Here is a 22,455-nt window from a genome sequence, read left to right on the forward strand (position 1 = left end):
CTCAGCCGCCTTCCAGCGCCTCCAGCGCCCGCGCCAGCCGCTTGGCCGACACGGGCTCGGCGGTCTTGAGTTCCTGCGCGAACAGCGACACTCGCCATTCCTCGATCAGCCAGCGCAGCTCGTCCAGGTCGTCGCGGCCTTCCGCGCGATGGTTGAGGTAGGCGCGCCAGTACGGCAGCACCTGCAGCATGCGCTGCTGGTCTTTCGAGGGATCCTGCCGCAGCCGCTCGGCGCGCAGGCGCATGGCCTTGAGGTAGCGCGGCAGATGCGCGAGCCGCGCGATCGACAGCTCGCGCGCGAAGCCGGCGGTAAGCAGCCCGTCGAGCTGCTCGTGCAGGTCGTCGTAGCTGGCGCGGGCGAACCCCATCAGCGGCGGCTGCAGCCACGGCTTCATCTCCGCCTGCGCTTCGATGATCGGCTCGGCCAGCTTCAGCCGCTCCACCGCGCAGGCGAACAACTCGCGCACCGCGTGTGTGCGCAGCGCTTCGAAGGCACCGGCGGTGCGCACGTCCAGCTCGTGGCGCTCGAGCAGGTCGGCGAAGCCGCCCTCGACCAGATCCTCGCGCAGGCTGTCGATGCTGCCCAGCGGCGCGTATTTCAGCGACAGCGCGTTGGCGATCGGCAGGCGACGGCGCGCCTGCTTCATGTCGGCGGCGAGCGCGTTGCGCAGCAGCCGGATCACGCCGACGCGATGCGCTTCGGCCGCCTCGTCGCGACGCTCGAACACGCGCAGCGCCACCGTCTCGCCCAGATCGACCAGCGCGGGAAACGCCAGCAGGCCGCCGGCCGAGCGCACCTGCGCGGGAATCTCCTCGAAATCCCAGCTGGTCACGTCCTCGCGGGTGAGCTCCACGTCGGTCTTGCGCGAGAACGCTTCGCGCGCCTGACCTTCCCACTGCGCGCGCAGCGCGGCGAGATCGCGCGAGGCGGCCAGGGTGCGGCCGCTCTCGTCGTGCAGGCGGTAGCGCATGGAGAAATGCGGCGGCAGTTCCACCGCGGCGAACTCGGCGGCGGTGACCTCGACGCCCGTGGTGCGTTTGAGAAAGGCGGCCAGCGCCTTCGCCAGCGGCTCGTCGCGCGGCGCTTCGGCCTCAACGAAGGCGCGGGCGAAATCCGGCGCGGGCACGAAGTTGCGCCGCTGCGCCTTGGGCAGGCCGCGGATCAGTTCGGCCACCTTCTCGGCCAACAGGCCGGGCACCAGCCATTCGCAACGCGCGGTGGGCAGCGCGTTGAGCATGGCCAGCGGCAGGTGCAGGGTGACGCCGTCGGCGTCGTCGCCGGGCACGAACCTGTATTCCAGCCGATAGCGTTGCGTGCCCATCTCGAGGCTGGCCGGAAACGCCTTGGGATCGAGTCCCGCGCCACCGACCATCACGTCGTCGATCGACCAGCGCAGCGCCGCCTGCTCGGCCGGGCGTGCCTTGCGGTACCACGCCTCCAGAGCGCGGCTGCTGGCGATGTCCTCGGGCAGCTTGCCCTCGAGGAACGCGACCAGCTCGTCCTCGTGGCGGATCAGCCCCTCGCGCCGCTGCTTCGCCTCGATGCCGCGGGCGTCTTCCAGCACGCGCTGGTTGGCGCGCAGGAAATCCACCTTCGCCTCGATGTCGCCGCGCGCCAGCGCCTCGCGCAGGAAGATCTGGTGCGCCAGCGCGGGATCCTGCTGCTGGAACGTCACCGCGCGCCGCTCGACCAGGTTCAGCCCGAACAGGCTCACCTGCTCGTAGGCCACCACGCAGCCGCGCTTCTTCGACCAGTGCGCCTCGCGGCAGCTGGACTTCACCAGCTGCGCGGCCTGCTCCTCGATCCACTGCGGCTCGACGCGGGCGCACATCATGCCCCACACCTTGCCGCCGATATCGAGGATCTGCGCGGCGAACACCCAGTTCGGCGGCAGCTTGGCCAGCGCCGAGCCGGGGAATATCTGGAACTTGCGCTCACGAGTGCTGCGGAACACGCCCTTCTCGTCCTTGCGCCCGACCTGGGTCGGCAGGCCGGCCAGGAGGGCGCGGTGGATCGACTCGAACAGACGCGCAGCGTCTTTTTCATCGACAACCTGCTCGGCGACCTTGCTCCCTCTCTCCCGCGGGGAAAGAGCCTGCTCTGGACTCGATCCAGAGTTTGGGGTGAGGCGCGGTGGCTCGCGACGATCGCTCCTCGTGCGTCGGGCGCCTGGCGCTTCACTGCGCGAAGCGCGCCCCCTCACCCCAGCCCTCTCCCCCGGCTGCGCCAGGGGAGAGGGAGTCTTGCCGGCTTCGGCGCCTGTCTTTGGCGAGGTTGACCCTTTCATCCCAGCCCTCTTCTCTCCCGGCTGCGTCGAGGGAGAAGGAGCATCGGCATCCTGCTTCCAGCCCAGCTCGTCCACCACCAGCAGCAGTTGGCGGTGCAGTTCGCGCCATTCGCGCAGGCGCAGGAAGGAGAGGAAGTGTCGCGAGCACCAGTCGCGCAGCTTCGACTGCGTGAGCTCCTCGCTGGCCTCGTGATAGGCGCGCCACAGGTTGAGCACGCCGAGGAAGTCGGACTTCGGATCGGTGAACGCCGCGTGCGCCGCGTCGGCCTGCGCTCGCGCGTCGGCCGGGCGCTCGCGCGGGTCTTGGATGCTGAGGAAGCTCACCACGGTGAGCACCTCGCGCAGGCAGCCGAGCCGGCGCGCTTCCACCAGCATGCGCGCCAGCTGCACGTCGATCGGCAGGCGCGCCAGCTCGCGACCGATGGCAGTGAGCTCGCGGCGCTCGTCGATCGCGGAGATTTCGGCGAGGCGGCGATAGCCGTCGGCGATCACGCGCGGATCGGGCGCCTCCAGGAACGGGAACTGGTCCACGTCGCCCAGCTTCAGCGCCAGCATGCGCAGGATCACGTTGGCCAGCGAGGAGCGCAGCAGTTCCGGATCGGTGTAGGCCGCACGCGTGGCGAACTCCGCCTCGTCGTACAGGCGATAGCAGATGCCCGGACCGATGCGTCCACAGCGGCCCTTGCGTTGGTCCGCGGCGGCCTGCGAAACGGGCTCCACGTGCAACCGCTCGAGCTGGCTGCGCTGGCTGTAGCGCTTGACCCGCGCGGTGCCGGTGTCGACCACGTAGCGGATGCGCGGCACGGTGAGCGAGGTCTCGGCCACGTTGGTGGCCAGCACCACGCGGCGCTTCGGACCGGGCTTGAACACGCGGTCCTGGTCGCTGGCGGACAACCGCGCGTACAGCGGCAGGATCTCGGTTTCGCGGTACTGCCGGCGCGACAGCAGCAGGTGCGCGTCGCGGATCTCGCGCTCGCCGGGCAGGAATACCAGCACGTCGCCGGGCCCGCCGCCGAGGCTGCGGTCGGCGACGATTTCGTCGACCACATGGGCAATGTGCTCGGCGCTGCCCTGCTGCATGTCGCCGCGCCCCTTGCCGGCAAAATCCCCGTCAACCGGACGCCAGCGCACTTCCACCGGGTAGGCGCGCCCCTCCACCGAGACCACCGGCGCACCGTCGAAATGCTCGGCGAAGCGCGCGGTGTCGATGGTCGCCGAGGTGACGATGATCTTCAGCTCCGGCCGCTTCGCGGCGAGGCGCTTGAGGTAGCCGAGCAGGAAGTCGATGTTGAGGCTGCGCTCGTGCGCCTCGTCGATGATCAGCGTGTCGTAGCTGGACAGCCACGGATCGCCCTGCGTCTCGGCCAGCAGGATGCCGTCGGTCATGAACTTCACCAGCGTGCGGTCCGAGACCTTGTCGGTGAAGCGCACCTGGAAGCCGACCTGGTCGCCGATGCCGGTGCCCAGCTCCTCGGCCACCCGGTTGGCCACCGAGCGCGCGGCCAGCCGGCGCGGCTGGGTGCAGCCGATCATGCCGGCCTCCCCGCGGCCGGCGGCCAGGCACAGCTTGGGCAACTGGGTGGTCTTGCCCGAGCCGGTCTCGCCGGCGATCACCACCACCTGGTGCTTGCGAATCAGTTCGACGATCTCGTCGGCGCGCGCGGTGATCGGCAGCGATTCGTCGAGCTTCACCGCCGGCTTGGCGGCCACGCGCGCCCGGCGCTTCGCTACCGACGCCTCGATCGCCGCGGCCAGCGCGTCGAGCTTTGCGCCATCGGGCTGGCGCGACAGTCCGCGCCAGCGCCCGAGCAGGCGGCCGAAGTCGCGGCTGCACACGCCGTCGAGGGCGCGACGCAGCTCGCGCAGGCGCGCGTCGGGGGAGGCGGAAGGAGCGTGGGCGGCGGAATCGTTCATGGGACCGCACATGATAGCGGCTGGCTATCGCCGGCATCGGCAGGATGGATTTCCCAGCGTCATGCGGCGCGACTATGCTGGATTCCCGACGATTTCCATCGCACAAGGAGCGCACCATGGCCATGAACATCGGTATTGCCAAGAAGGACCGCGAGTCGGTCGCCAAGCACCTTTCCAAGCTGCTGGCCGACACCTATTCGTTGTACCTGAAGACCCACAGCTTCCACTGGAACGTCACCGGCCCGCAGTTCAACTCCCTGCATGCGATGTTCGAGACCCAGTACAACGAGCTGTGGCTGGCTGCCGATGAAGTGGCCGAGCGCATCCGCACGCTCGACGTGTTCGCCCCCGGCTCCTACAGCCAGTTCGGCAAGCTCAGCGCGGTCAAGGAAGAGTCCGGCGTGCCGGACTGGAAGGAGATGGTGAGCCAGCTGGTGGAAGGCCACGAGATCGTGGCGCACACCGCACGCGGCGCGATCAAGGCCGCCTCGGCCGCCGGCGACGAAGGCACTGCCGACATGGTCACCGGCCGCCTGAAGGAGCACGAGAAGACCGCCTGGATGCTGCGTTCGCTGCTCAAGTAAGCGCTCGCGCGTCGCTCAGGACGAGCCCGCCGCGAGGCGGGCTTTTTCGTTGCAAGGCGTATCGACCCGTGCCGCGGGATCAGGCCGGGCGCGCGCTTGCGCGGACCAGCGATTCCAGCCCGTCGAGCAGATCGCGTGCGGCGACATCGTCGTGCGAGTCACGGTGGACACAATCGTGCAAGCGCACAGCGATCGTCGCCTCGTCGCCCAGCGCGGCGAGTACCGGCGTCATCGGGCAGCTGTCCAGCGCGCTGGCGTGCAGCGGGCGATGGCGGATCGACCACCACTGGAACGCGACGGCGGCGATCCCGGTGCTGATCGGCGCGGGCGCGGTTTCTGGGCGATAGCGGCGGCTCCAGCCCACCAGGTCGCCACAGGGCATCGGCCGGGCCAGCCCGAAACCTTGCCCGTAGCGCGCGCCGAGCAGGCGGGCGACCTCGATCATGCCGCGATCTTCCAGCCCCTCCACCACCACGTCGCAGCCGAAGTCGCGGCCCATCTGGATCACCGCGCTCATCAGGCTGATCGTCTGGATGGGGTCCTGGCGCAGGCGCTTGAGCAGATCCTGGTCGACCTTGATGGTGCTGAACGGCAGGCTCGCCAGCCGGCGCAGGCTGCTGTAGCCGGAGCCCAGGTCGTCCATCGCCAGCTGCACGCCCAGCGCGATCAGCCGCTGCACGCCGGCATCGCGCGCGAGTTCGTCCAGCCGCTGCGATTCGAGCACCTCCAGCGTGAGCCGATGCGCCGCCACGCGATGGCGCCCCAGCGCCTCGGCCACCCAGGTGGCGCAGGCCGGATCGACCAGCGTCTGCGGCGGCAGGTTCAGCGCCACGTCAAGCACCAGCCCCTGGCTTTCCCACTCCACCAGGGCAGCCAGCGCGGCATCCAGGCCCAGCAGGAACAGGCGATCCAGCTCGGCATGGCGCAAGAGGGGAATGAAGGCGTCCGGGCCGATCACGCTGCCGTCCTCCAGCACCAAGCGCGCCAGCGCCTCCACCTTGGCCAGGTGGCCGTCGTGGAGGTCCACCACGGGCTGCACGTACATCGCCAGTCCGCCCTTGAACAGCCGCTCGCGATAGACGATGGCCTGCTCCTGCGACACCGGCGGCGGCGGCCGCGAGCTGCGCTGCCAGATCTCGCTCCAGCGCTGCTGGAGATTGCGATTGAACTGCTGCATCGTCGGGTTGGCGAACTGGTGGGGGAACCGGCCCAGCACGGACAGCATTGCCACGGGCTGCCCCTGCCCGTCGAGCACTGGCACGTGCATGCCGGTGCGCAGGCCGAGCGTGGCCAGTTGTTCGGCCAGCGCGCCCCAGCCGGCCAGATGGCGATCGTGCAGCAACGACGGCGACACGCAGATCGTGGCGGACTCCCACGCCTGCATCAGCAGCGAACCCTCAGGCGGCGACAGCGTGGACGATCCGTCAGTGCGCTCGGCCGCGGCGAAGATCCGCATCACCGATGGCGCCAGCCGGCCGGCGCTGGCCTCGATGCTGAACACGCCCTGCGAGCTCTGTCGCAGCAGCATCGCGCAGCCGATGCCGGGCATTTGCGCCAGCTCGGCCAGCTCGCGGCTCATGGTGCTGTTCCACGAGGCGCCCGCACCGGGCAACGCCTGCATCACCAGCGCGACGAACTGCGCCTGGGTTTGCGCCTGGGCGTGCAGCTGGGCCTGCATGTCGTCCTGAATGCGCTGCTCCACCACCTGCATCAGCTGGTAGCGCTCGCGCGCCCGCATTGGCTGCGCATTGAAGTGCTTGCTGACCATCTCGCGGTACACCGCCATCCAGCGCACCAGATAGACGCTGTCGATGCCAACCAGCGCGTGCACGCGACCGAGCAGGTGGCTCGCTTCGTCCAGCCGCTCACGGGTGGCGTCGGCAGCGACCAGCGAGCGCAGATGCGCACACTGGCGCACGCGCAGGTGGTCGATGTCTTCCGGCAGCAGGCAATCGAGGATTTCGCGGGCCTCGGGCTCGTCGCCCAGTCGCTGGTAGAAATTTTCGATGAAGCGCTCGAGCACGGCGTCCAGGTGCCCCTGCATCTTGCCCAACAGCGCGGCTGCCTCGGCACCGTAGGGATCGAGGCTCTGCTCGACGTTGCCGTCGGCCTCCAGCGCAGCGCCGTGCAGTACCCACCAGCGCGGGCGACTGCGCTTGCTGCTCTTGGCGCGGTACAGCGCCTCGTCGGCCGCGCGCAGCAGGCCGCCACCCTCGCTGCCGTCGACCGCAAGCAACGCCACGCCCATGCTGGGCGAGAGCTCCGCGGCAATCTCGGTCGACAGCCCCACCGACCCAGCGAAAGCCTCGCCCAGGTGCGCGATGCGCCGCTCCAGCGCCGCCTGCGCGTCATCGACCGGCAGGCCCTCGAAGACCACCACGAACTCGTCGCCACCCACACGCACCAGCAAGTCGCCCGGGTGCACCTGCCCGAGCATGCGTGCGGCCAGGCGTTGCAGCAGCTGGTCGCCGACGGCATGGCCCCAAGCGTCGTTGACCGTCTTGAAGTCGTCCAGGTCGATCTTGCCCACGGCCAGCGTCGTGCCGGTCGCCACCGCCGCCGCGATCGCCTCGGGCAAGTGGCGATCCAGCTCGCGACGGTTGGGCAAACCGGTGAGGTCGTCGTGGAAGGCGAGATGCTCGAGCCGGTCGCGCAGCGCGCGGATGTCGTCGATGTTCCGCTGCGCGCCCACGAAGTGGCTGATCGCGCCGGCCGCATCGCGCAGCGGGGTGATCGCCAGCAGGTTCCAGAAGGTCGTGCCGTCCTTGCGGTAGTTGAGTATCTCGCCCTCGAACGAGCGCCCCGCCCCGAGCGCCTCGCGGATGCGCCGGCGCGTGCGCTGGTCGGTGTCCGCGCCCTGCAGCACGTTGCAGTTGCGCCCGCGCATCTCCTCGAATTCGTAGCCGGTGAGCTCCTCGAAGGCATAGTTGATGTAGACGATGCGCTGCGCGGCATCGGTGATGATCACGCCCTCCTTCACCGACGCCAGCGCGCGTGCCATCAGTGCCTGCGCCGCCACCGCCTGACGCTGCTCGGTGATATCCACCAGCGACCAGATCTGGTCGAAGCCTTCCTGCTCGAACGGCGTGCCCTCGATGCGCAGCCACACCTCGCCACCGTCCAGCCGCTGTGCCGGCACCTCGAACACGGCGCGTCCGCTGCGGGCGAACGCCTCCGCGATGCGCGCGGGAATCGCCTCGCCCTCCTGCCGGTCGGCGTAGAGCTCGAGCGCGTTGCGGCCGATCAGCTCGTGCGGGTCGCGCGCGCCCAGCAGGCTGGCGGCGCGGTCGTTGGCGCGCGCCACCCGACGCTGGTTGAGCAGGATCACGCCCACCGTGGTGCTGTTGAGCATGGACAGGTTGAGCGCCTGGATCTCGCGCTCGCGGCGCAACAGGTCGATCCGGTCCAGGCCACGCGAGATGCTGCTGGCGAGCGCCTCCAGCACGGCCCGCAGCTCGGTGTCGAAGACATCCTCCTCGGCGTGATAGACGGTGAATACCGCCCACATCACTCCACCGCGGCGGATCGGCAAGGTGGCGCTGGCGGCAATCCCGAAGCGCGCCGCCAGCGCATGCCACGGTGCCAGGAAGCTGCTGCGCAGGACGGAGCGGTTGTAGTAGCTGCGGCCCTCGCGCCAGGTGCGCCCGCTGGCGCCGTTGCCCTCCGGCACGGCCGGGTTCTCGCTCACCCGCAGCTCGCCGGCGTATCCGCTGGCCTCGCCGGCGCTGGCCAGAAACTCGAACCAGCCGTCGCGGCCCGGGCGACCGATCCACGCCAGCTTGAGATCGGCACGGCTGACCGCCAGCTCGCAGATCCGCTGCAGCAGTGCGTGCTCGTCGTCGTGACTGGCCACGCACTCGGTGACTTCCGCGAGCAGCGCGTTGAAGTCGGACAGCCGGCGGCTCGTGCTGATGTCGACTTCCATCAGCATGGCGCCCTCGCAACGGCCGTCCGCGTCGCGCAGCGGCGTGCCGGTGAGCTGCACGGTGTAGGGATGGCCGTCGCGCCGGTAATTCACCAGCACCGCATGGAAGTCACGGCCGGCGGCGATCGCCTGGTGCAGGTTGTCGAGCACCGCCGGGTCGCTTCGCTCGCCCAGCAGCACATCGCGCCGCAGGCGGCCGACCAGCTCCGCCGCCTCGTAGCCGCCGAGCTGGCGCATGCCGTCGTTGATCCACTGGATCCGGCCGGCCTGGTCGGTGATCACCGCACCGGCCGGCGCCCGTGCTGCCACCAGGGCCATGCGGCGCAGCTCGGTTTCGTCGGCGCGGCGACGCTCGCGCTCCTGCTCCTGGTCGAGCAGCAGGCCGATGGCGCTGGCGCCCAGCTCCATCAACTGGCGCTGGAAGCGTGTGGGCAGACGCTCATCGAACGAAGTCAGCGCGAAGGTGCCCACGATCTCGTTCGAGCGCGCGCGTACCGGAGACGACCAGCACGCACGAATGCCGTGCTCGGCGGCCGCCGGCCGCACCGACGACCAGCGCGGATCGTTCAGCGCATCGCCGACGTAGGTGGGCTGCCCGGACCACGCCGCATGCGCGCACGAGCCCGCATCCGGGCCTGGCGCCACATGGTTCAGCCGATCCAGCACCGCGGCGGGCACGCTCGGCGCGCAGGCAAAGTACAGCCGGCCCGAAGCATCCAGCCGCATCACCGTGGCGACCAGCCCCGGCGCGGTGGCCTCGAACAGGCGGCAGGCCGACTCCATGCGAGCAGCGAGAGCGCCGTCGCGGGCCACGATATCCAGCACGCCCCGCTGCAGTTCAAGCAGCTGGACGAGTTGCTCCTGCGAAATCTGTCCCGGATCGGTCGACGGCGCGAGCATCGAGGGGAGTGCTTTGGAGGGCGGTAAGGCCAGAATCCCCCGTTGCGGGCGCGCGCGCAAACTATTTCGCGCGGACGCCCCGCCACCCGTCGGCGTGGGGCGCACAGCTGATGCCCGGCTGAGCGCCTAACGGGAGTTTTATTGGCCCGCCGACCGCGTTTCGGTAAGCTCCCCGGGCTTTTCCGGCCACATGGCAGGGGCTTTCCCGGGGATCTTCTTTGAGCGCCACACCAGCAACGAACGACAGTCGCCATCCCCTGCTGGTTGCCCTCCTGCTTGCCCTGGTCGTGGCCGCGATGAACATCGGCCTGTGGTGGTGGGGCAACCAGCCGCACGGTCCGGACGAGTGGCACGGGCCGATCAACGGCTTCTCGGTGTCAGTGTTCCAGCGCTACCAGAACCCGCTCAAGCAGGACTTCCCCAGCGACGCACAGATCGACAGCGACCTGAAGCTGCTGCGCAAGTACACCGGCCGCATCCGCACCTACACCACCCAGGAGAACCCGCAGATCTACCGCCTGGCGCGGCAGGACGGGCTCAAGGTGATGGCCGGCGCCAACATCGACACCCGCCAGCGCAACAACGAGCGCGAGATCGACCAGCTGATCGCGCTGGCCAACCGCTACCCGAACACCATCGAGCGGGTGATCGTGGGCAACGAGGTGCTGTTTCGCGGCGATCTGCCGGTGGAACAGATGATCCGCTACCTCGACCGCGTGCGTGCCCACGTGCGCCAGCCGGTGTCGATCGCCGAGCCGGACTACATCTGGATCAAGTATCCGGAGCTGGCCGAGCACGTGGACTTCATCACCATCCACCTGTTCCCGTTCTGGAACGGCATCGGCACCAACGTGGACCCCGACCGCGACGATGCGCTGAACGCCGCCCTCGGCGCCTACGACAATATCCAGCGGCTGTATCCAGGCCGGCACATCGTGGTCGGCGAGATCGGCTGGCCGTCCAACGGCGACCGCCAGAAATACGCGCGCCCGTCGGTGTCCAACGAGGCGATCTTCATCCGCCACTGGCTCAACGCGGCCAAGGTGCGGAATATCGACTACTACCTGCTGGAAGCGTTCGACCAGCCGTGGAAGGAGAACCTAGGCGAGGGCCGCACCGGAGCGTACTGGGGCATGTTCAATGCCGACCGGCAGATGAAGTTCCCGTTCACCGGGCCGGTCACCGAGGACACCGCCTGGCCGTGGAAGGCGCTGGCCGCCAGCCTGCTGGCACTGATCCCGATGCTGTGGTTCGGCCGGCGCTTCAGCCGCTTCAAGCTGATGGGCCGCTTCTTCTTCGCCGCGCTGATCCAGCTCGCCTGCGGGCTGATCGTGTGGTCGTCCACGCTGCCGTTCAATTTCTATTTGAGCTGGATCGACTGGACCATGCTCACGCTGTTGTTCCCGGCGCAGATCGCGATCCTGGCGATCCTGCTGATCAACGGCTTCGAGTTCACCGAGGTGTTGTGGCGCCGGGGCTGGATCCGCCATGCCGGCATGCTGCGCCCCGACCCGCCGGAAAAGCAGCCGTTCGTGTCGATCCACCTGGCCTGCTACAACGAGCCGCCGGAGATGGTGCAGATCACGCTCGATTCGCTGGCCGCGCTCGACTACGACAACTTCGAAGTGCTGGTGATCGACAACAACACCAAGAACCCGGACATCTGGAAACCGGTCCAGGCCTACTGCGAGCAGCTCGGCCCGCGTTTCCGCTTCTTCCACCTGGAGCCGTGGCCGGGCTTCAAGGCCGGTGCACTGAACTTCGGCCTGAAGGAAACCGACCCGCGCGCCGACGTGGTGGCGGTGATCGATGCCGACTACGAGGTGCGCCACGACTGGCTGTCCACCCTCACCGGCTACTTCCACGACCCGAAGGTGGCGGTGGTGCAGTGCCCGCAGGCGCATCGCGATTTCGAGCACAACCGCTTCCGCCGCATGACCGCGTGGGAGTTCGACGGCTTCTTCCGTATCGGCATGCACCACCGCAACGAGCGCAACGCGATCATCCAGCACGGCACCATGACCATGGTCCGGCGCAGCGCGCTGGAAGGCACCGGCGGCTGGTCCGAATGGACCATCTGCGAGGACGCCGAGCTGGGCCTGCGCCTGATGCACGCCGGCTACGAGCTGGTCTACGTCGACGAGCTGATGGGCAAGGGCCTCACCCCGGCCGACTTCAAGGCGTACAAGAGCCAGCGCTACCGCTGGGCGTTCGGCGCAATGCAGATCCTCAAGGGCCGCTGGAGCTGGATGGTGAAGAAGGGGCCGCTCTCGGCCGGCCAGCGATTCCACTTCCTCACCGGCTGGTTCAGCTGGTTCGCCGACGCGCTGCATCTGATCTTCACGCTGATGGCATTGTTCTGGACCGCCGGCATGGTGGCCTATCCGCAGTACTTCGCCCTGCCGATGCAGCTGTTCCTGATTCCGGTGATCGGCTTCTTCTTCGCCAAGGCGATCTTCGGCATCGTGCTTTACCGCGCGCGCGTGCCGTGCAGCTGGTACGACACGCTGATGGCCTCGCTGGCCAGCATGAGCCTGAGCCACGCGATCGCCCGCGGCATCCTGCACGGGCTCACCCGCGAGAAGACCTCGTTCGTGGTGACCGCCAAGAGCCGGCGGCTGGGCGAGTCGGGCTTTGCCGCCTTCGCCCCGGTGCGCGAGGAGCTGCTGATGGCGCTGGCGCTGGTGGGCTGCATCGTCGGCATGGCGCTGTCCTACGGCACGCGCTACATCGAGGGCACGCTGTGGATGTTCATCCTCGGCGCGCAGTCGATCCCGTATTTCTCGGCGGTGATCGGCGCGTGGATCGCGCACAAGGCGGGCGACAAGGCCGGCTGAACGGCCGATTCCATCGCGCGCGGCGACGCGGGCCGGGAGCGGCCTGCGCCGCCGCGTTCATCGGATGCGCACCTGCGCTCCGGTAAGCTGCCACGCCGCATTCGCCATCCGACAAGGACGTAGCCTCACGTCATGCGCCGCCTCCGACGCCTGAGCCTGCTCGCCCTGCTCGCCCTGCTTCCCGCGGCGGCGCAGGCGAGTGTGACGCTGGTGGTCGACGGCGTGGGCGATGACCTCAAGGGCGCGGTCACGGCCGGCGTGGAGCTGTCGCAGTACGCCACGCGCGAGGTAAGCGCCGCACAGGTACGTCGCCTCTATGACCGCGCTCCCGATCAGGTGCGCGCGGCGCTGCGCCCCTACGGCTATTACGAGGCCTCGGTCGATGCGGACCTGCAGCCGGTCGGCAAGGACTGGCGCGTCACGCTGCACGTGAAACCCGGCGAGCCGGTGAAGATCACCGGGGTGAACGTGGCGCTCGACGCCGGCGCCGCCGCGATCGGCCCGATCCGCGGCGCCCAGCGCGCGATCGAGAAGCTCAAGGGACAGACGCTCAACCACGGCGCCTACGCCGCCGCGCGCGACGCGCTGAGCGGCCAGCTCACCGCGCACGGCTTCCTCGGCGCGAAGCTGGTCACGCATCGGGTGGAGGTGACTCGCGCCAGTCACAGCGCGGTGATCCGCCTGGCGTGGGAAGCCGGTCCGCGCTACCGCTTCGGCGCGGTGCACTTCGAGGGCTCGCAATTCCGCGAAGGCTTTCTCGATCGCTACGTACCGTTCAAGCCCGGCGACTACTTTTCGCAGGACCAGCTGCTGGACCTGCAGCAGGCGCTCAACGGCGCGGACTACTTCTCGGTGGTCAACGTGCTACCCAACGTGGACGACGCCAAAGACGGCACGGTCACCGTCAAGGTCGAGCTGGTGCCGGCCAAGCGCACCGTCTACACCGGCGGACCGTTCATCGGTACCGACACCGGCTTCGGCCTGCGCGGCGGTATCGAAAAGCGCTGGGTCAACGACCGCGGCCACACCTGGAAGAACGAGCTGGTGGTGGCGCAGCGGTTGAAGACGCTGTCCACGCTGTATTCCATTCCCCTGCCCGGCCCCAACCAGCGCAGCCTCAATGTCGGCGCCAATTTCCGCGATGCCAACACCACCACCTCGCAGTCGCGCACGCTGGAGCTGGTCGGCAACGAAACCCGCCTGTGGCACGGCTGGACACGTACGCTGGGCGCGCACGCGCTGATCGGCACGTTCACCGTGGGCAAGCGCGGCAACGAGCCGGACAACGCGCCCGGCATCGAGCGCGGGCGCAGCAAGCTGCTGTTCGCCGAAGCCGCGCTGGCGCGCAAGAAGGGCGACAACCCGATCTTCGTGCGCAAGGGCTGGTCGGTGAACCTGGCCGTGCGCAGCACTGCGGGCACGCTGCTGTCGGACACGCGCTTCACCCAGCTCACCGCCGACGCCAAGTGGATCCGCGCCTTCAAGGGCCGCAACCGGCTGATCCTGCGCGGCAGCGCCGGCATCACCTCCACCGGCAACTTCGACGCGCTGCCGCCGCAGCTGCGCTTCTTCGCCGGCGGCGACCGCTCGGTGCGCGGCTACGGCTTCCAGTCGATCGGGCCGAAGAACAGCTATGGCCGCGTGATCGGCGGGCGCAACCTGCTGGTGGCCAGCACCGAGGTGGAGCACTATTTCACGAAGAACTGGGGCATGGCCGCGTTCGTCGATGCCGGCAACGCGTTCAGCGGCACCGACTACCGGCCCAAGATCGGCGCGGGCCTGGGCGTACGCTGGCTGTCGCCGGTGGGCATGATCCGCGTCGACCTGGGCACCCCGGTGCACAGTACCGAGAAGCACGGCATCGAGCTGCACATCGTGATCGGACCGGATCTGTGAGGAGGCGCGCATGACCGACGCAGCCACCCCGTCCACCACCGTCCGCCGCCGCTGGCCGCGCGTGCTCGCGCTGGGCCTGCTCGTATTGATCGCGCTGCTCGGCGCCGCCGGCTTCTGGCTGCTCGGCACCGGGGCGGGCCTGCGCTTTGCGCTGGCGCGCGCTACGAGCGCCACCGGCGGCGCGCTGCAGGTGGGCCAGGCGCAAGGGCGGCTGGTCGGTCCGCTGACGCTGCACGATCTGCGTTATCGCGGCGCCAGCGGCCTCGACGTGCACGTGGCGCAGGCGCGGGTCGACCTGGCCGTGTGGCCACTGCTGCGCCGGCAATTGCACCTGCTCGACCTGCAGGCCGACGGCATCGTCGTGGCGCTGGCGCCAGCGGCGCCGCCGACTGCCAGCGAATCCAGCTTCAGCCTGCGACCACCGCTGGACATCGTGGTCGATCGCGCCCACGTGGGCAGCGTGCGCATCACCCAGCCCGATCGCAACGGGAAGGCGCAAGCGTTGTTCGCCTCCGACCGGCTCGACCTGGCCGGTGCCTGGACCCACGACGGCCTGCGCCTGCACCAGCTCGACCTGCGCGGCCCCGACGGCAACATGCAATTGACCGGCGAGCTGGCCGTCGGCGGCGACTATCGCGGCCGCGGCGAAGGGCGCTTCGACTGGAGCGTGGCCAAGGTGAAGTACGCCGGCTCGTTCCAGGCCCGCAGCGACGGCCAGCAGGCGCACCTCACGCTGGCGCTCACCCAGCCGGCCGCGGCCACGCTGAAGCTGTCGCTGGCGCCGCGCGGCGACTATCCGTGGACGGCCACGCTCGACGCGCCGCGCTTCGACCCCGCGCCGCTGCTCGGCCCCGACTCGACGATCACCGCCCTGGCCGCCTCGCTGCAGGCCAGCGGCGACCGTCGCGGCGGGAGCGTGGAGGGGCGCGTCGATCTCAACGATTACACCGTGCAGCTCAAGCCGCTGCGCGCACGCTTCAGCGACAACTTCGACACCTTGCAACTTGAGCAGCTGACGCTTTCCTCGCCGCAGATTCCCGGCCAGCTCGATGCCAGCGGCCTCGTCCAGCTGTCCGTCGCACCGGTCACCGCCGCGCTGGACCTGCGCTGGAAGGGCGTAACGCTGCCGACCGGGCTGGTCGGCCAGCCGCTTGCCAGCGAGGGCCATCTTTCCGCCAAGGGCAGCGCCGCGCAGTACCACGCCAGCGGCGAGCTCGCGGTCGGCCCGCCGGGGCAGATGGCGCAGCTGGCGCTGGACCTGGACGGCACGCCGCGGCAGATCGCCCTGCATACGCTGCGCGTGGTGCAGGCCAAGGGCCACCTCGATGCCTCCGGCACGCTGACCCTGCAGCCGGCGCTCGCCTGGCAACTGCAGGCCACTGCCGAGCGGTTCGATCCCGGCCAGCTGTTCGCCGGCTGGAGCGGCGCGCTCGACGCCGACCTTGCCAGCACCGGCTCACGGCAAGCACAGGGGCTGGATGCCACGCTGGACCTGCGCCGACTCGACGGCACACTGCGCCAGCGCTCGGTACGTGGACGCGGCCGACTGCACCTCTCACCGGCGCAGGTGCTCGACGGCACGCTCGAGCTCGCCTCCGGCAGCAGCACGGTGCGTCTCGCCGCCAGGCCAGGCGCCAGCAACGACGCCGAGCTCACGCTGGCGATCGCCTCGCTGGCCGACTGGCTGCCCGAAGCGGGCGGACGTCTGGACGGCCATCTCGCCATCCGCGGCAAGATCCCGCGGCTCAGCGTGAACGGCACGCTGCAGGGCCAGCGCCTGCGCTGGCAGCAGCAGCATCTGGACGCGCTGCGGCTGATCGTCGGCGTGCCCGACGTCAGCGCTCCCAGCGGCAAGCTCGACGTGGACGGTCGCGGCCTGCTGGTGGCCGGCGGCCTCGCCTTCGACCGCCTGCACCTGCTCGCCGAAGGCAGCCAGGCGACCCATCGGCTCGCGCTGCAGGCCGACGGCCGCCAGCTGTCGGTGAACCTGGCCCTGGACGGTTCACTGAAGAACGGCGCGTGGAGCGCCACGCTGGGCCGGCTCGACCTCGCCCCGCAGGGCCTGCCGCGCTGGCGCCTGCAGCAGCCCACCGCGCTGGCTTATCGCGACGGCGCGGCGAGCCTGGGCGAACTGTGCCTCAGCGCCGGCGATCCGCTGCTGTGCGCTTCCGGCCGCCGGGACAAGGCCGGCAATCTCGACGCCAGCTACCGCCTGCGCGCCCTGCCGCTGGCACTGATCCTCAACGCCGCCGGCATGGCCGACCTGCCGCTGCGCGCCGATGGCAGCCTCGACGGTGACGGCCAGCTGCGCCGCAGCGCGGGCGGCGCGCTCACCGGCCACGCCTCGATCCGCTCGGATGCCGGCACCGTCACCTACACCGATCATGCCGACCAGCCGCTGCTGGCCTATCGCCAGCTCGCCCTGCAGGCGCAGCTGGCGCCCGGCGACCAGCGCGCCACCGTGCATGCCGAGCTCGACCACGATGGCCGTCTGGACGGCCAGGTGAACATGCACGGCCCGGCACAGACGCTGGATGGAACATTGGACCTGCGCCTCAACCAGCTGGCCGCGGTCGAGCTGTTCACCAGCGAGCTGGCCAACGTGAAGGGCGCGCTGGCCGGGCATTTCACCATCGGCGGCACGCTCGACCGTCCCGCGCTCGGCGGCAACGCCCGCGTCGACGGCTTCGCCGCGGAAGTGCCTTCGGCCGGCCTCAAGCTCAGCGACGGCCAGGTCACCCTGACCACCGCCGACGCCCGCACGCTGCAGATCGATGGCCAGGTGCGCTCCGGCGAAGGCACGCTGGCGATCCAGGGCAGCGCCGGCCTGGCCGATGGCAGCACCGCCGAGCTCACCCTCAAGGGCAGCCGCTTCACGGCAGCGGACATTCCGGCGGCGAGAGTGGTGGTATCGCCCGACCTGGTGGTCAGGCGGGACGCGCAGGGCGTGGACATCACCGGCCGCGTTGCGCTGGATAGCGCCGACGTCGACCTGGCCAGGCTGCCCGGCGCCGGCGCGACCCGGGCATCACCCGATGTCGTCGTGTTGGACGAGCAGTCGCAGCAAGTGAAAACCGCGGCGCTGCCGATCAGCGCCACCGTCGCAGTCGAGCTTGGGCCACGCACCCACGTGGTCGGCATGGGCCTGGACGGCAACCTGCGCGGCCAGCTGGTGGTGCGCGAGCGCCCCGGTCGCGCCACTACCGGCCAGGGCCAGGTGGACGTGGCCGGCACCTATCGCGCCTACGGCCAGAACCTCACCATCGAGCAGGGTCAGCTGCTGTTCGCCAGCACGCCGATCGACAACCCGCGCCTGAACATCCGCGCGGTGCGCAAACTCAACCCCAATGCCACTGTCGACGAAGGCCAGAAGGTCGGCCTGTACGTGGCCGGCACCGCGCAGCGCCCGGTGCTCACGGTGTTCTCGCAACCGGTGATGGAGCAGTCCGACGCGCTCTCCTACCTGATCACCGGCAAGCCACTGTCCGAGGTGAAGGGTGGCGAAGGCTCGATGGTGAACTCCGCCGCGCAGGCGCTGGGCTCGGCCGGCGGCGACCTGCTGGCCAAGCGCATCGGCTCGCAGCTCGGCGTGGACGACATCGGCGTATCCAGCAACGAGGCGCTCGGCGGCAGTTCGGCCTTCACCGTGGGCAAATACCTGTCGCCGCGGCTCTACCTGAGCTACGGCGTCGGTCTGTTCGAGCCCGGTCAGGTGATCACCCTGCGCTACCGGCTCAGCAAGCGCTGGAACTTCGAGGCGCAGAACGCCACCGATTTCAGCCGCGCCAGCTTCAACTACCGGCTGGAAAAGTGAGTCTGCAGGAGCGAGCCAGCCGGCGTGCTTGTGCGGCTGGCTTTGCCCACCTGCTCAGCCGCCGGGTGCCTTGAGGTAGACCGACGCGGCGAAACCCTGCTTCACCTGGCGCGAGGTGTCGTCCGCCAGCACTTCCTCGTCTCCCGCCTCGATGCCGGCGATCACCGCGGCGGCAACGGCCTCGGGACTGGTCTTGGGCGCATCGACGTGCCGCACCATGTCGGTATCGATGTAGCCGGCGTGCACGCTGACCACCTGGGTGCCCTGCCCGCGCAGCTCGTTGCGCAGACCGTTGCTCAGCGCCCAGGCGGCGGCCTTGGTGACCGAGTAGGCGCCGGTGGTCGGCAGGCTGATCCAGCTCAGCGCGGAAAGCATGTTGACCAGCGCGCCGCCGCCGTTCTTCTTCAGCACCGGGGCGAACGCACGGCTCACCGCGAGGATGCCGTACAGGTTGATCTCCATCGTCTGGCGCAGCGCATCCTCGTCACCCAGCAGCGGCGCGCCACCGGTGGTGACGCCGGCGTTGTTGATCACCAGGTCCACGTCGCCGCACTGCGCCGCGGCCGCGGCCACCTCGGCCGGATTGGTCACGTCCAGCTGCAGCGGCACCACGCCGGGCAGCGTGACGGTGGAGGGATCGCGCGCGGCCGCATAGACCTTGCGTGCACCGGCGGCCAGCAGCGCCTTGGCGTAGGCCAGGCCGAGTCCGCGATTGGCGCCGGTGACCAGCGCCGTACTGCCTTGGATCTTCATGGAAGTGTCTCCAGCAAACGATGGCGAAAAGGGGAAGCGGGCGAAGCGCCATCGCTTCGCCAGCAGCAAAGAAAGAAGAAGCGTCCGTCAGCGCGACGCCTGACGCGTGTCGGCCGGCTGCAACCGCACGGAGACCGTGCTGGACAGTCCAGGCCGCAATCGCGCCAGCGCCGCCTGGTGCGCATCGAAACGGATGCGCACCGGCACGCGCTGCACGATCTTGGTGAAGTTGCCGGTGCCCGGTTCGAACGGCAGCAGCGAGAACTGCGAACCGCTTCCCGGGGCGAAGCTGTCGACGCGCCCGTGCAGGGTCCGGCCCGGAAGTGCATCGACCTCGATCTCTGCCGGCTGACCGGCAAGCATGCGCGCGGTCTGCGTCTCCTTGAAATTGGCGATCACGTAGAGCGCGTCCACCGGCACCACGGTGAGCAGGCGCGAGCCCGGCTGCACGTAGTCGCCGGGTTCGACCTGGCGATCGCCGACGACGCCATCGATCGGTGCGCGGATCAACGTGTTGGTCTGATCCTGTCGGGCCAGATCCAGCGCAGCGCGGGCGTTGGCGACGGCGGCTTCGGCACGCGCCAGATCGGCCTGCAGGCGGGCGCGGCGGGCGCGCGTCACGGCGGCCTGGTCGCGGCTCACCGCGAAATCCGCGGTGCTGCGCGCGGCGTTCGCCTGGGCGGTCACCGCGGCGGCGCGGAAGCGCTCCACGTCCTGCTTCGCTACCGCGCCGGAGGCAACCAGCGCGTCGTAGCGGCGCCGGTCCGCCTCGGCCAGCGCGCGCTGCGCTTCGGCGGAGCGGATGCCGGTCTGCGCGGCGCGCACGTTGGCGTCGGCCAGCCGCTCTTCCGCATCCAGCGAGACGAGGGCGGCGCGTGCCGCGGCGACCCCGGCCTCGGCATCGCGCAGCGCGGCGTTCGCCGACGCCACCTTGGCGTCGAATTCTTCCGGATCGATCCGCACCAGCGGATCGCCCTTGTGCACGCGCTGGTTGTGTTCCACCAGGACCTCCGCCACCAGTCCGCGCACCTTCGGCGCGACCACCGAGCTGTCGGCCTGCAGATAGGCGTTGTCGGTGGACTCGCTGCGGTTCGGCATGGCGATCACCGCCATTCCGGCTGCGGCTGCCGCAGCCGCCACCAGCGCGACCAGCCAGCGCCGCCGCGACAGTGGCGCGCGCGTCGATGTCGATGCCGGAACTCCGCTGGTGCCGTCGGCGCTCATGACACGTTCTCCAGGCCGAAACGGCGCTTCAGTTGCGTGCGCGAGTCGCGCAGGATCGCGTTCGACGTGGCCGGATCAGTCTCGACCCGCGCCAGCGACAACGCGCCGACCAATTCGGCCACCATCGAGCGTGCAGCCATCTGCGGCTCGTCCGTACCGGACTGCTCGAGCTTCTCGGCCAGCACCGTGGTGAGCCGCGCCACGCCCTCGGCGAACGCGGCGCGCACGTTGTCGGACAGCCGCGGTGCATCCGAAGCCAGCGCAGCGATCGGGCAGCCGCGACCGCGCGCATCGCGATGCTTGGCCGACAGATAGAAATCGACGTAGGCCGCCAGGCCTTCCCTCGCCCCGCGGCCGTCGGTCTCCCGCGCGAGCCGGGCGCGCGATTCCTCGAACATCTGCCCGATCGCCGCGGCGACCAGTTCGTCCTTCGACTTGAAGTGGGCGTAGAAACCGCCGTGGGTGAGCCCGGCCTCGGCCATCACCGCGGCCACGCCGATGCGCTCCGGGCCGTCGTTGCGAATCGCCTGGGCTGCCGCCTCCAGCACTTTGGTGCGGGTCCGTTGTTTGTGTTCGGTGTCGTAGCGCATGTGGACTTCCCGCTCGCTTTATATGATGCTTATCATATCAAAAGATCACGCCTTGGCAAGAGGCTCCGCATGAACGCTCTCCTGACTTTCTCCGCTACCCCCGTCGCACCGGCAGACCTGCCGCTGTCGCGCAAGTACCTGATCTTCGGCATCCTGGCCTTCGGCCAGTTCATGGCGCTGATCGACATCCAGATCGTCGCCGCCTCGCTCAACGACATCCAGGCCGGGCTCTCGGCCGGACCGGACGAGATCAGCTGGGTGCAGACCGGCTACCTGATGGCCGAGCTGGTGATGATCCCGTTCTCCGCCTTCCTCGCGCAGGCGCTGTCCACGCGCTGGCTGTTCGCGCTGTCCGCCGGCCTGTTCACCGTGGCCAGCGCGTTGTGCGGCATGGCCTGGAGCATCCACTCGATGACCGCGTTCCGGGTAATCCAGGGATTCGTCGGCGGCGCGATGGTGCCGACCGTGTTCGCCACCGGCTTCACCCTGTTCACCGGCAAGCAGCGCGCGATGATTCCGGCGATCCTCGGCATGGTCTCGGTACTCGCACCGACGCTCGGCCCCACCGTCGGCGGCTGGCTTACCGATGCGGTGGGCTGGCGCGCGATCTTCTACGTCAACATTGCGCCGGGCATCGCGGTGACCGCGCTGTCGGTACTGTTCGTGAAGGTGGACCGGCCGAACCTGGCGATGCTCAAGCGCATCGACTACGTGCATCTGGGCGCGATGGCCGCGTTCCTCGGTGGACTGGAATACGTGCTGGAGGAAGGCCCGCGGCACGACTGGCTGGGCGATCCGACGATCGCCGCCGCGGCCTGGTTGTCGCTGGTCGGCTTCGGGCTGTTCATGGAGCGCTCGCTGCGTTCGGACATGCCGGTGGTGAAGCTGTCGCCGTTCCGCAAACTGACCTTCGCCTTCGCCTGCCTGTTCAGCCTGGTGATCGGCTTCGGGCTGTACTCGGCCACCTACCTGATCCCGGTGTTCCTCGGCCGCGTGCGCGACTACGACAGCCTGCAGATCGGCACCACCGTGTTCGTCACTGGCATCGCGCAGATCGCCAGCACCGTGGTGGCTGCACGGCTGTCGCAGAAGATCGACCCGCGCTGGATGATCGCCGCCGGCCTGCCGCTGTTCGCCGCGAGCCTGTGGCTGGCCTCGGCGATGACGCCACAGTGGGGCTTTGCCGCCCTGCTCGCGCCGCAGATGCTGCGTGGCTTCGCGATCATGCTGTGCATCGTGCCGAGCGTGAACCTGGCGCTGGGCGGCTTCGCCGCGAACGAGCTGCGCTATGCCTCGGGGCTGTTCAACCTGATGCGCAACCTCGGTGGCGCGATCGGCATCGCGGTGGTCAACACCTGGCTGCAGGACAACACCCGTGAACACGTGCTGCGCCTGGGCGAAGCGATGGGCGAGGCGGGCGGCCATGCGCCCGGCATGGTCGCTGCGCTGGCTGCACGCATCGCCACGGTCACCAGCGACACCCCCCATGCCGCGCTGATGGCCCAGGGCGAACTGGCCCGCGTGGTGGCGCGCGACGCGTTGACGCTGGGCTTCAACGACGCGTTCCGGCTGATGGCCTGGATGTTCCTGGCCGCGCTGGTGATCGTGCCGTTCTGCCGGCCCGCCGCAACCAGCGCAGCGCCCGCGCCGGACGCGCACTGAGCGCAGCCCCGCCACGGTGCGCGGGCCATTCGTCATGCTGCGAGCGTGCAGGCAGCGGGGTATCGTGGG

Annotated in this window: 10 protein-coding genes; 5 read left to right on the plus strand and 5 right to left on the minus strand. The window is 69.6% G+C overall.

The genetic code is table 11. The features are described 5' to 3' along the window. Nucleotide 1: 1 nt before the first annotated feature. On the minus strand, nucleotides 2-4,213 hold the full coding sequence (hrpA, locus tag ISP17_RS08300) for an ATP-dependent RNA helicase HrpA (RefSeq protein WP_404631981.1): 4,212 nt from the start codon (nucleotides 4,211-4,213) through the stop codon (nucleotides 2-4). A gap of 104 nt (nucleotides 4,214-4,317) precedes the next feature. On the opposite strand from hrpA, the gene ISP17_RS08305 reads away from it, so the two are divergent. After that, complete coding sequence (locus ISP17_RS08305) at nucleotides 4,318-4,785, plus strand: Dps family protein (RefSeq protein ID WP_404631983.1); 468 nt, start codon at nucleotides 4,318-4,320, stop codon at nucleotides 4,783-4,785. Nucleotides 4,786-4,864: 79 nt separating this feature from the next. Here ISP17_RS08305 and ISP17_RS08310 read toward each other — a convergent pair whose 3' ends face one another. Further along, entirely contained in the window at nucleotides 4,865-9,610 is a 4,746-nt protein-coding gene (locus ISP17_RS08310) for an EAL domain-containing protein (RefSeq protein ID WP_404631985.1), read from the minus strand. 218 nt (nucleotides 9,611-9,828) lie between these two features. On the opposite strand from ISP17_RS08310, the gene ISP17_RS08315 reads away from it, so the two are divergent. The 3 genes from ISP17_RS08315 to ISP17_RS08325 all read left to right on the plus strand — a co-directional run bounded on the left by ISP17_RS08315 (nucleotide 9,829) and on the right by ISP17_RS08325 (nucleotide 18,157). Further along, entirely contained in the window at nucleotides 9,829-12,447 is a 2,619-nt protein-coding gene (locus ISP17_RS08315; protein ID WP_404631987.1) for a glycosyltransferase, read from the plus strand. A gap of 132 nt (nucleotides 12,448-12,579) precedes the next feature. Continuing rightward, nucleotides 12,580-14,343, plus strand: a complete 1,764-nt coding sequence (locus ISP17_RS08320) for an autotransporter assembly complex protein TamA (RefSeq protein WP_404631989.1) — start codon at nucleotides 12,580-12,582, stop codon at nucleotides 14,341-14,343. Between the two features lie 10 nt (nucleotides 14,344-14,353). Next, entirely contained in the window at nucleotides 14,354-18,157 is a 3,804-nt protein-coding gene (locus ISP17_RS08325) for a translocation/assembly module TamB domain-containing protein (protein ID WP_404631991.1), read from the plus strand. Nucleotides 18,158-18,211: 54 nt separating this feature from the next. Here the strand turns inward: ISP17_RS08325 and ISP17_RS08330 are convergent, their stop codons facing one another. The 3 genes from ISP17_RS08330 to ISP17_RS08340 all read right to left on the minus strand — a co-directional run bounded on the left by ISP17_RS08330 (nucleotide 18,212) and on the right by ISP17_RS08340 (nucleotide 20,724). Beyond that, nucleotides 18,212-18,910, minus strand: coding sequence for an SDR family oxidoreductase (locus ISP17_RS08330; RefSeq protein ID WP_404631993.1), 699 nt, complete (start codon nucleotides 18,908-18,910; stop codon nucleotides 18,212-18,214). 87 nt (nucleotides 18,911-18,997) lie between these two features. Further along, complete coding sequence (locus ISP17_RS08335) at nucleotides 18,998-20,134, minus strand: HlyD family secretion protein (RefSeq protein WP_404631995.1); 1,137 nt, start codon at nucleotides 20,132-20,134, stop codon at nucleotides 18,998-19,000. Continuing rightward, nucleotides 20,131-20,724, minus strand: coding sequence for a TetR/AcrR family transcriptional regulator (locus tag ISP17_RS08340; protein ID WP_404631997.1), 594 nt, complete (start codon nucleotides 20,722-20,724; stop codon nucleotides 20,131-20,133). Before ISP17_RS08340 ends, ISP17_RS08335 begins: the two co-directional genes overlap by 4 nt. 69 nt (nucleotides 20,725-20,793) lie before the next feature. Between ISP17_RS08340 and ISP17_RS08345 the strand changes: the two genes are divergently transcribed. Further along, complete coding sequence (locus tag ISP17_RS08345; RefSeq protein WP_404631999.1) at nucleotides 20,794-22,386, plus strand: DHA2 family efflux MFS transporter permease subunit; 1,593 nt, start codon at nucleotides 20,794-20,796, stop codon at nucleotides 22,384-22,386. Nucleotides 22,387-22,455 lie beyond the last annotated feature (69 nt).

The sequence above is a fragment of the Dyella ginsengisoli genome (genome assembly GCF_044904665.1).
Taxonomy (GTDB): Bacteria; Pseudomonadota; Gammaproteobacteria; order Xanthomonadales; family Rhodanobacteraceae; genus Dyella_A; species Dyella_A ginsengisoli.